The organism is Streptococcus sp. 1559, assembly GCF_013276735.1.
GTDB classification, from domain to species: domain Bacteria; phylum Bacillota; class Bacilli; order Lactobacillales; family Streptococcaceae; genus Streptococcus; species Streptococcus pseudopneumoniae.
The window spans coordinates 1-1725 of the sequence record NZ_VMLO01000088.1; the positions used below are offsets into that span (position 1 = coordinate 1).

A 1725-nucleotide genomic window follows, 5' to 3' on the forward strand; every position below is an offset into this window, starting at 1 on the left:
TGGAGCTTTGGCGTAATTTTTGAGTTCTTCAAACTTCACGAACCCTTTGTTCCATTCCATGCCCAATAATCTATTTAGTAGCTGCATATCTGGACTTTCTTGTAGTCTATAGTAATTATCTTGTAACCTAGTTGCTTTGGCACTGTTGAGAGCATTAGCGATTCTCCTTGGACTCATCTTCCAATTAATTTGATGTTGGAGGAGTCGAAGATGAATTAAAGCGATAAAACAAGTCAAAAAATGTGCCTGTATATGATTTTCTGTCCATACATAAACAGGTCTACTTTCAAGCTCTGTCTTCGTGATGCGGAAGCAATCCTCAATCTTAGCTAACTCTTTATAAGCCTCCAACATCTCTTCATCTGTCATTCCAACTTCACTTGTTACAAGAACATTCACACCATCAAACTGAGCATCAAAATCAACCTGCTCATGGTCAATGGTAACAAGTGGGGAAAAAGGCTTTAGTTCCCCTGTTTTTTCATCCAGATAGTGGAGGTCTAGATATTTCTTGCCTCCTTTTTTACTGGTCTGTCGAAAGAGTTCCGCATTGGTTAGTTGGCTGGCATATTCTAAAGCACCTTCCCGACGAATCCGTTCTCGATCAGCGTATTTCTTAGACCAAGTAATCAGAACTTTCTCTTTGACAAGTGGAGAATCCTTCTTCGTTCCCAGCTTGCGTTCACGTAGATAGGACTTCTTTGCGAAGGTCAACTCCTTATTAAATTGCCAATCGTTTGGATTTAGAATTTGTGTTTGTAGCTCCTTTGAGGCGCCACGCCGTCCACGATGCTTCTGGGAGAAGAGCCATCCATCTTTTTGATGAATCATCTCAGAAATATTGTAAGAGCTATTCATAGCCTTATCGGCCACCACCACAATACGCTCAATTCCAAACTGTTTTTTAACTTCCTCAACAGCTGGAAGATAGGTAATAGGATCTGTTTGATTTCCTCTAAATAACTTATAACTGATGGGAATTCCATTCGTATCCATAAATAATCCTAATTGGACAATGGGTTTGGGACGATGTTCCTTACTAGGACCTCGCCTTCTTAGTCCTTCTTTTAGAATTTCACCATCAACTGAAACAACCGTCTCATCGGGGATATCTGTTTCAAAGTAGTAGTTCGTTACATCGTAGAAAACTAAACGTGCTTCACGCTTGGTCATGCGACTCACTTCTTTATGAAGATGAAGCAGAAGTTTTTCTTTCAAGGTATCCAACTTATCTAACGAACGATAAATAGCGTTGAGGCTTATTTCCCAATGACCAAATAAGTTTACTTGAGAAGCATAAGTAGATAACTTACTATCTGGATTGAGGACTCTCTGAAAAACTAATAGTTTTAAAATTTGAGCCAAATCGTACTCTGATTTCGATTTCACTGTCTTTAGAAACTCGGTTAGTTTTAACTCTTCAAACAGGTTATCCAAGACCATCCAACCATAGGACTGATCCACCTCATTCATAGGAGCCAGTAGGTCATAGCTTACTTGAAAGAATTGAGGTTCTGTTAGTAGACCTTCCTTTGCCTCACGTTTCAAACGTTCTAAGATATCAGGTTCCTCTACCTCTAGTTCATCTAAGAGACCATATTTTTTCAAAATACGCTGTCTGACTTTTCCATCTTTTCGATATCCCTCCACAAGATAGACATGAGTACGCCCTTCTTTGTTGGTTGTTGTTTTAATAAATGCCATACTCTATTATAGCATACATAA

Annotated in this window: 1 protein-coding gene; it reads right to left on the reverse strand. The window is 39.1% G+C overall.

The annotated features are described in order from the left end of the window. Window positions 1–1704: IS1634 family transposase (locus HT688_RS09755; RefSeq protein ID WP_172923745.1), on the reverse strand; the 1704-nt coding region annotated here is incomplete at its 3' end. Window positions 1705–1725 lie beyond the last annotated feature (21 nt).